The following is a 9,011-nucleotide window of genomic DNA, read 5'->3' on the forward strand; positions in this document are numbered from 1 at the left end:
GGCTAATTCTTTGAGTGGACTACTTCTTTCAAAAAGTAACGAAAAAAGCAGTCGCAATATTAAAAACGTCAGATCTACGAGCTAAGTGGTAAGAACATATTGTCCTTAAGCGACCTTAGTGATCTTAACTGGACACTTCTTGTAATCCGTCTGTTTAGACAGAGGATCCGTTGCATCCAAGATCAACTTGTTGATCAGAATTCTTGCATCAAAGAATGGTACGAATACCAAGCCTTGTGGTGGACGGTTACGACCACGAGTTTCAACACGAACGCGTACTTCACCACGTTTGTTTTCGATAAGAACTTCATCACCACGGCGAAGACCACGAGCTTTAGCATCAGCAGGGTGGATGTAACAAAGTGCATCCGGTACTGCTTTGTAAAGTTCTGGTACACGACGAGTCATAGTACCTGTGTGCCAGTGCTCAAGAACACGACCTGTACATAGCCACATATCGTATTCATCGTTTGGTACTTCAGGTGGCGCTTCGTATGGTGCATTGATGATCAGTGCTTTACCATCTGGTTTGCCGTAGAAGTCCCAATCAGAACCTTTCTTAGCATATGGATCTGAACCTTCTTTAAAGCGCCATAGTGTCTCTTTACCGTCAACAACAGGCCAACGTAGACCACGAACTTGGTGGTAGCGATCGTATGGTGCTAAATCGTGACCGTGGCCGCGACCAAAGGCTGCGTATTCTTCGAATAGACCTTTTTGAACGTAGAAACCTTGAGCTTGTGCATCGTCGTTAAGCTCTTGAGCTTCAGACAGTGGGAATGCATCAACGTTGCCGTTTTTGTAAAGCACGTCGTACATGGTTTTGCCACGGTACTCAGGCATTTTCGCAACCAGTTCTTCACCCCAAACTTCTTCAATAGTGAAGCGCTTAGAGAATTCCATGATTTGCCATAGGTCAGACTTAGCTTCACCTACAGTTTTCACTTGTTGGTACCATGCTTGTGTACGACGCTCTGCGTTACCGTAAGCGCCTTCTTTCTCAATCCACATTGCTGTTGGAAGGATGAGGTCAGCCGCTTGAGCTGTTGCCGTTGGGTACGGGTCAGAACATACAATGAAGTTATCTGGGTTACGGTAACCTGGCAGACGTTCAGTGTTGATGTTTGGACCCGCTTGCATGTTGTTGTTACACATTACCCAGTAAGCGTTGATTTTACCGTCTTTCAACATACGGTCTTGAAGAACAGCGTGAGCGCCGGGTACCGGTGGAATGGTGCCTTCTGGAAGTTTCCAGATATCTTCTGCAATTTTACGGTGTTTAGGGTTAGCAACCACCATATCGGCAGGTAAACGGTGAGCGAATGTACCAACTTCACGCGCTGTACCACACGCTGACGGTTGGCCAGTTAGTGAGAATGGGCTGTTACCTGGAGTAGAAATCTTACCTGTAAGAAGGTGGATGTTGTACACAAGGCTGTTCATCCATACGCCACGAGTATGTTGGTTCATACCCATAGTCCAAAGTGACATTACTTTGATGTTTGGATCGGCATATTGCTTAGCCAGCTTGATAAGGTCTTCTTGAGGTACACCTGACATTTCAGACGCTTTCTCAACTGTGTATTCAGCAACAGACGCTTTGTAGTCTTCGAAAGAGATAGCAGTCATTTCGCCTGAGTTAGGGTTTGCGGCTGCTTTCTGTAGTGGATCATCGTCACGCAGACCGTAACCGATGTCTGTCGTTGCTTGCTTGAAGTTCGTGTGCTTGTTCACGAAGTCCCAGTTAACGGCATCGTTTTGAATGATGTAGTTAGCAATGAAGTTAGCAATTGCTAGATCTGATTGAGGTTCGAAGATGTAACCCGTGTCTGCAAGCTCGAAAGAACGGTGGTAGTAAGTAGACAGTACGTTTACTTTAACGTGTGGGTGGCTTAGACGACGGTCTGTAATACGAGTCCATAGTACTGGGTGCATTTCTGCCATGTTTGAACCCCACAGTACGAATGCGTCTGCGTGTTCAAAGTCATCGTAACAACCCATTGGCTCGTCAATACCGAAAGTGCGCATGAAGCCTACTACAGCAGAAGCCATACAGTGACGAGCGTTTGGATCTATGTTGTTTGAACGGAAACCCGCTTTCATCATCTTAACGGCTGCGTAGCCTTCCATTACTGTCCATTGGCCTGAACCGAACATACCAACACCTGTTGGACCGTTCTTCTTCAGTGAAGCTTTCCATTTCTCAGCCATCACGTCGAACGCTTTGTCCCAAGATACGGGTGCGAAATCACCATCTTTATGGAACTCACCATCTTTCATACGAAGAAGAGGTTGTTCTAGACGGTCTTTGCCGTACATGATTTTTGAAAGGAAGTAGCCTTTGATACAGTTAAGGCCTTTGTTTACAGGAGCTTCTGGATCGCCTTGAGTCGCAACCACTTTACCGTTTTGAGTACCTACTAGTACTGAACAGCCCGTACCACAAAAACGACAAGGCGCTTTATCCCACGTGATTTTTGTTTGATCAGAGCTAGCAATCAGGTTGGTTGCTGTTGCCGGTAGAGTTACACCTGCAACGGCTGCCGCTGATGCAGCTGCGTTTGCTTTCACAAACGCACGTCTTGTCATTTTCATACTTCACCCTCAAGTTGAGAATTGTTACTTCCAGTTTCTAAATCCGTTTCGTCGAGTCCAGTTTCGATTTGGTGATAAACCAAAGCTGTCCCCAAAACGTTCTTAATGTTGTTTATTGCTTCGATGGTGTCCGTTACAAAACCTTGGTTTTCAGTTTCTAGGACCACGATGATTTTGCCTTCAGGGCTATCTCCGTAGATTTCAGCGTTATCGAATTGATCGATCTCCGCTTTGATCTCATTTAGATGCTCAGGGCTCACATGCACGACTAAACTTGATATATGCACTTCATTTAGTGCCATAAATTGCTCTCGTTATTTTTGTTTTATGCATTACTCACAAGAATAGCCGAAGTAGGGCAAATTGCTACGCAGGCCCCACAACCGCTACACTCATCTAACTCGATTTTTGGTAGAGCAACACTGCCTGCTCTAAGTTCAAATTGAATGGCCATAGGTTCACACATGTCACCACAGCTTCGGCATTCAACATTTTGTTGCGCTAAACACTTATCAGAGATTTGTGCTTTTGCTTGCCAAGGCTCTCCTTGCTTTGGCTTAAAAATGGGTTCGGGACAAACATCTGCACATTGATAGCAGAACGTACACTCATCAATAGAGAAATCTACAGTGGGAAAACCACCATCGCCTACAATGATTATCTTAGTCTCACAACTCTCGATGCATTTACCGCAGCGAGTACAGTCATCTGTAAAGCTTTCTAGGCTGTCAATCCATGGCAAACGAATCTGGCTTGAGTCAACTTTTCGTCTTGAAAAAAGACGGCGTTTTGATAGATCTACCACTAGATACCTATAGATGTTACTAAGATGTTGTAATTGTAGGTCATTATTCTATTAATATCTTGTAATGAGTCCTCACAAGTAGTGTAGTTTTAGAAACAATTGTATAAATACCCCCTAAGGGCTAATTGGGGGCATATATTGTCTTAGATCAATAAATTACGGAGCGAGTGATCACATATTGAATGGAGCTATGATTTTTGATGTGTGACAATACGATATCGCTGGCAAGTCATTTATCAATAGGAAGGCACTTTTGCTTATAAAACCGGTTTCATCTGTAACAAGTACGATAGCAAAATCTTTGCTCTCTATACTGCTGTTGTCGGTTGCTACGACTGGCTTTGCCATCTTTACTTTGGCTTCAAGTTTGAATGATGCGGAAGCGGTTAACGTGGCCGGTTCAATGCGAATGCAAAGCTACCGTTTAGCCCATGATATTCAAATAGAATCTGTCGATTATGAATCTCATATTCGTGAATTCGAAAGTTCTCTTTACTCGCCATCCATGACTAATTTGGTCAGTTGGAATGTTCCGACAGACATCACAGAAGATTACTATTTAATTATCGGCCGTTGGCATGAGCTAAAACAGGTCTTGAATAGCGAAGAGCGCGATCACTATCTCGTGTTGGTTGAAAACTTCGTGGCTGAAATCGATGGCTTCGTTTATAAGCTGCAAGAGTTCTCTGAAGACAAGTTAATAAAGTTAGCGTGGGCTGGTGGTATCGGCCTTGGTGGGATTCTGGTCATATCTCTTTTTGTTGTTCACTTTGTACGTAAACAGGTTGTTAAACCGCTACATGCTCTTGTCGGTGCGAGCCAAAGAATCAAAAACAGCGACTTCGAGGTAGAACTCAAGGTGACCAGTAACAACGAAATGGGCATTTTGACCAAAACCTTCAACTCGATGGCCAAAGATTTAGGCGTGCTTTATCGAAACCTTGAAGATGTGGTGGATGCAAAGACGATTGAGCTGCAAAATGCGAACCAGTCGCTGCAGGCACTTTATAACTCGTCACAAGAGCTCACGGTGACGCGTATTGCTCCTGAAAACTTCCGAGCTATCTTGCAGCATCTCGTGAGCTTGGAAGGGATTGGATCACTGAGGCTCGAGATTGTCGATAACTCAGGCCGTTCATTGATTATGGATGAAGGTTACGATTCGAATTTAGACTACGAAAAGTTTGAGATGAAACTCGACGATAACGAAATTATTCTCGGCTATTTATACTGTTCATATCACCACGGGCACTCAACTAAAGCTCTGATCGAAAGCTTCATTCAACTGCTATCGAGAGCGATCTACTACAATCGTGCTCAAAAGAAAGCTGAACAGCTTATTATCATGGAAGAGCGTGCCACGATTGCACGTGAACTCCACGATTCATTGGCTCAATCACTGTCGTACTTGAAAATTCAAGTTACACTATTAAAGCGTGTGATTGGCAAACTGCCAGAGCAACAGCACCGAGAGCAATCTGAACAAATCGCGTCTGAGATCGGAAACGGCTTAGCCGACGCTTATACCCAGTTAAGAGAGCTACTCACCACATTTAGGTTGACCATTAAAGAGGGCAACTTTGGAGACGCCTTAAGTACCATGCTTGAGGCGCTCAGCGAGAGAACCGATGCGAAGATTAACCTCACTAATAATCTCTCATCGATCGAGCTTGATGCGCATAGTCAGGTTCACTTGCTTCAATTGATTCGTGAAGCAACAATAAATGCAATAAAACACGCCAATGCCGACTTGATAGATGTATGCTGTATCGATGAGGACGGTGAAGTATTAGTCGTGATAAAAGATAATGGAGATGGCTTTGACTCAAGTAGTTCCAAGGTGAACCACTACGGGATGAGCATTATGCAGGAGCGTGCGGCAAGACTGAATGGCGACTTGACGATTGAAGCGGCGCAAGGTGAAGGCTGTACAGTCATATTGAAATATAAAAGTTTGAAGGAAGTTAAAGTTGACGATTTGTAAAGTAATGCTGGTTGATGATCATCCATTGATGCGCAGAGGTATAAGCCAATTACTGAGCTTTGAAGACGAATTCGAAGTGATTGCAGAAGCAAGTAACGGCACTGAAGCGGTTGCTCTTGCTCATGAAGAAGAACCTGATTTGATCCTTTTGGATCTCAATATGAAGGGCATGTCTGGTTTAGATACCTTGAAAGCACTTCGCACTGACGGTTCTAGCGCAAACATTGTTATTCTAACGGTTTCTGATAGCCCTGCAGACATTGAAGCGATTGTAAAAGCAGGCGCTGATGGCTACTTGTTGAAAGACACTGAACCCGATGAGTTAATTGAACTGCTTAAGCAAGCACACAGCGGTGACAAGGCTTACAGCAGTGTGGTTGCTCGTTACCTAAATGATGCTGGAAGCCGCAATGATATCTTCGAACAACTGACTGAACGCGAAATGCAGATCCTTCAAGAAGTCGCGAAAGGTTACCGCAATAAGCAGATCGCTGATCACCTGTTCATTTCTGAATCGACAGTTAAGGTACATATGAAGAGTCTACTGAAAAAGCTGCAAGTGCCTTCCCGTACTGCCGCGACGGTTCTGTATCTAGAACGCTATGGTGAAATGAAGTAGGGCTTGTTCCTTTGAGATAACACTATTTCAAGCCTGACTGTTTATACATTTTGTACATGTCTCGATAGTTTTAACGATGTGAGAAAGTGACATTAAAAAAGGCGCTGAACTTATTAAGTTCAGCGCCTTTTTGTTTACGCATTTTATATTCAGTATTGGTGTTCGTTTGTTCTTCGTTCTTTGAGATTAGAAACTTAAGGCTTACGCCGACATTGGAACCAATACAAGCGTACCGAAGATAACCGTAATAAGACCACAGATTACGGGTACAGACGTACGTTTTACGACTTCAAATGGGCTGATTTTACCCATACCAGAAGTCGCTACGATTACGCCAGATACTGGTGAAATTGTACGACCTAGGTTCGATGCTTGAAGCATTGGGATGATTAGGAACGCTGGGTTCAAGCCCATTTTCGCCGCTAATGATGGAGCCAGTTCTACGAATGCATAGAAAGGTGCATTACCTGAACCTGTCGCAATTGCCGCAGCAACTGTTAGACCAGTCAGGATAAGCATTAATGCGATACCGCCAGCGCCAGCTGATTCAGCAAGGCCGATTAGGTTATCAATTGCACCGATAGACATTAGGCCCTGAGCAAATACACCCGCCGCAACCAACAGCATTACTACGCCTTTAAATGCTTCGGCCATACCTTGGTAGCAAGAATCTAGGTCTTCTAGTGTTTTTTCGCCGTCAAACTTCTTCACAACGTAATCGATAACAGCGCCCACGAAAATTGAACCTACTACGATGGTGTAGATATCAAGTGAAAGGCCCGGAATGGTACGACCGTTGAATAGAAATACTCCAAAAATAGGTAAGAATGGAAGAGCAGCATAAAAAGCCGGCGCATTCGTTTCAATTTCTGAAACGTCTACTTTTTCCATTGGCGTGTTTTCTTTCTTATCTAGGTACTTGTTCCAGAAGAAAGCGGCACCCGCCATCACAATGATTGCACATATTGAAACAGGCAGTACCGTTTGAACAGCAAACACATCAAGAGACATACCTGATTTTTCTGCTGCGATAACCACATCACCCGACGTTGGTGAAAGAATGATTGCTGCAGGTGATGCACAAACCGCCACCGCTGCTGGACGAGAAATACCCATTGCCGTCATCATTGGGAATAGGGTCGCCATCAATAGCACGCCAAGGCCTGTTGCAGAACTTACTGCTAGAGACATTAGACACGCTACGATGTAAGCCGCAACAAGAAGTACGTATGGAGATTTGATAGCAGCAAGCGGTTTAGAGAATTGTTTTACTACCACATTGTTTGCGCCGATATGCGTCATGTAAGAAGCAAAGCCACAAAGAAGCATGATTTGCATGCCTAGGCCGCCTCCACGGTACTGAAGCATGTACTTAACGAATTCTAGTGAGTCGGTAACCATGTTACCTGTTGAAGCGACCTTAGCGGGTAAGACTGTGTGACCTATAAGGCCAGTAATAAGAAGTAGGGCAAGGCCAGCTGTCAGTAATACACCTGCCGCTTTATAGCCTTTCACAATAAAGTAACCAACAGCGATAGTAATCACTAATCCGATCAAGAGCTCTAACATAGAAATCTCCACAAAGTTTAAAAAAATATAAGAAAGTGTTTCAGAATATGACAATGAATGTACAGAAAACTGCACTGTGGCACGAGACATAGTTGAGGTTGATATGATCTAAGACAAACATTTTCTTTGATGTTAATTGTGGTTGTAAATCATGAACAACTACTGTTGTTTAGATGTTAATAAACAAATTATCTATCTCAATAGAATATAACTTGGATCACCTTTATAGTGAGGAGTTGTATACAAAGGTGTGGATTTATAAATCTATGACTTTTGGAGCCTAACCTGCAGAACTAAAAAGAAGTGTGTATTTTTACATGATATCGGATTAATTTATGAACTGATGCCTACTGGGAATGGAAAGTTAAGTAGGCTTCAGCGAGAGTTGAATTGATGTGGAAATGCATAGCTCCTAACGTATTGGCTTAAGTACAGCTACTGACCGAAATAGTTGATAGTTAAACGATTAGTTAATGTTCAATTCAGGATCTGCATTCGAGTAAGTGGGCAGGTCGGCGCATATCACTTTTTTACAGAAGTGAATCATTCCGCGCTGAGTGACCAATAATAATTCATCATTATTTAGTGGGATATAAGCCATGGCATCTGAAGAAAGCACTGCACCTTCACTGATCATCACCTTTTCGTAAAATGTGAGCTCTCTATTTGGTATGATTTGTTCATGTTGAGTCTCGTCTAAAGAAATGTCGTGTTGGGTTACCACGTAAGTACCTGACGACGCAAAGCCAGCTTCTTTCGTAGAGACATATAACAATTCATAGCTGTTATTCTTCTTAAACTCGATATTAACGGCAGCTTGATTATAAATGACTTTTTCTTGTGGGTTGACCACCGAGGCTGTGTTGGATAAATAATGATCTTTAAGATAACTTTGAGGAATAAAGGTTGTCATCCATCCGGCCATAATACCGATTATGGCGATTGCAACGAAGATCTGTTTTTCTTTATTCACAAGTCACTCCTTTAAATTCACTTGGGAAGCTCAGAGATTTTCCTGAATTATCGATGATGATTTTTTTCCCTTATATTCGTAAAGCGTCACGTTGAATAACTCATTAAAAGTGAACTCGTCGGATTCGATTTTACAAGAGATAAAATGTTGACCCACGAGATCTTCGCCTAGGCTATTTCTATCTAAATAAGAAAACAGATAATGGGATAAACCTGCAGCCACTACAAATAATGCAACCAGTGCTAACACACTGTTTGTTTTTTTCGTAGCGGCCGTTGTCTCGGTTGGTGATCTTTCTGGCGCTGTGTTGTCTTCAGGTTGTTTCGTTTCTTGTATTGGTTGCGATTGAACTATACGCAGCGCGCGTTCTTTGTCTTGTGTCACTTGTCCTGCAAATCGGTAGCCTTTACCGGGCTTTGTTTCCTAAATCAGGGAACTAATGCTTAAAGCTACGATCAGATCATCT

At 43.2% G+C, this 9,011-nt stretch carries 7 protein-coding genes and 1 pseudogene; 2 read left to right on the forward strand and 6 right to left on the reverse strand.

What is annotated here, in order from left to right:
* Positions 1-105: 105 nt before the first annotated feature.
* The 3 genes from napA to napF are packed head-to-tail and all read right to left on the reverse strand — an operon-like array spanning position 106 to position 3,400.
* Positions 106-2,595 (reverse strand): periplasmic nitrate reductase subunit alpha, encoded by a 2,490-nt coding sequence (gene napA, locus ACED41_RS16490; RefSeq protein ID WP_136978659.1) that lies wholly within the window; start codon positions 2,593-2,595, stop codon positions 106-108.
* Positions 2,592-2,897, reverse strand: a complete 306-nt coding sequence (locus tag ACED41_RS16495) for a chaperone NapD (protein ID WP_017062612.1) — start codon at positions 2,895-2,897, stop codon at positions 2,592-2,594. The genes napA and ACED41_RS16495 overlap by 4 nt, the downstream gene beginning before the upstream one ends.
* Before the next feature lie 23 nt (positions 2,898-2,920).
* Complete coding sequence (gene napF, locus ACED41_RS16500; RefSeq protein WP_017062611.1) at positions 2,921-3,400, reverse strand: ferredoxin-type protein NapF; 480 nt, start codon at positions 3,398-3,400, stop codon at positions 2,921-2,923.
* Between the two features lie 253 nt (positions 3,401-3,653).
* Between napF and narQ the strand changes: the two genes are divergently transcribed.
* On the forward strand, positions 3,654-5,384 hold the full coding sequence (narQ, locus tag ACED41_RS16505; RefSeq protein WP_371725298.1) for a nitrate/nitrite two-component system sensor histidine kinase NarQ: 1,731 nt from the start codon (positions 3,654-3,656) through the stop codon (positions 5,382-5,384).
* On the forward strand, positions 5,371-6,003 hold the full coding sequence (locus tag ACED41_RS16510; RefSeq protein ID WP_017062609.1) for a response regulator: 633 nt from the start codon (positions 5,371-5,373) through the stop codon (positions 6,001-6,003). The genes narQ and ACED41_RS16510 overlap by 14 nt, the downstream gene beginning before the upstream one ends.
* 201 nt (positions 6,004-6,204) lie before the next feature.
* Here ACED41_RS16510 and dcuC read toward each other — a convergent pair whose 3' ends face one another.
* The 3 genes and pseudogenes from dcuC to ACED41_RS16525 all read right to left on the reverse strand — a co-directional run.
* Positions 6,205-7,572 (reverse strand): anaerobic C4-dicarboxylate transporter DcuC, encoded by a 1,368-nt coding sequence (gene dcuC, locus ACED41_RS16515; RefSeq protein WP_065584770.1) that lies wholly within the window; start codon positions 7,570-7,572, stop codon positions 6,205-6,207.
* Between the two features lie 466 nt (positions 7,573-8,038).
* A complete protein-coding gene (locus ACED41_RS16520) occupies positions 8,039-8,545 on the reverse strand; it encodes a hypothetical protein (RefSeq protein WP_371725299.1) in 507 nt (168 codons plus the stop codon).
* Positions 8,538-8,965: pseudogene (locus ACED41_RS16525) on the reverse strand (transcriptional regulator); the annotation flags it as partial. The gene ACED41_RS16520 and the pseudogene ACED41_RS16525, both read right to left, overlap by 8 nt.
* Positions 8,966-9,011 lie beyond the last annotated feature (46 nt).

It is taken from the genome of Vibrio sp. 1F255, from assembly GCF_041439145.1.
Classification (GTDB): domain Bacteria; phylum Pseudomonadota; class Gammaproteobacteria; order Enterobacterales; family Vibrionaceae; genus Vibrio; species Vibrio crassostreae_C.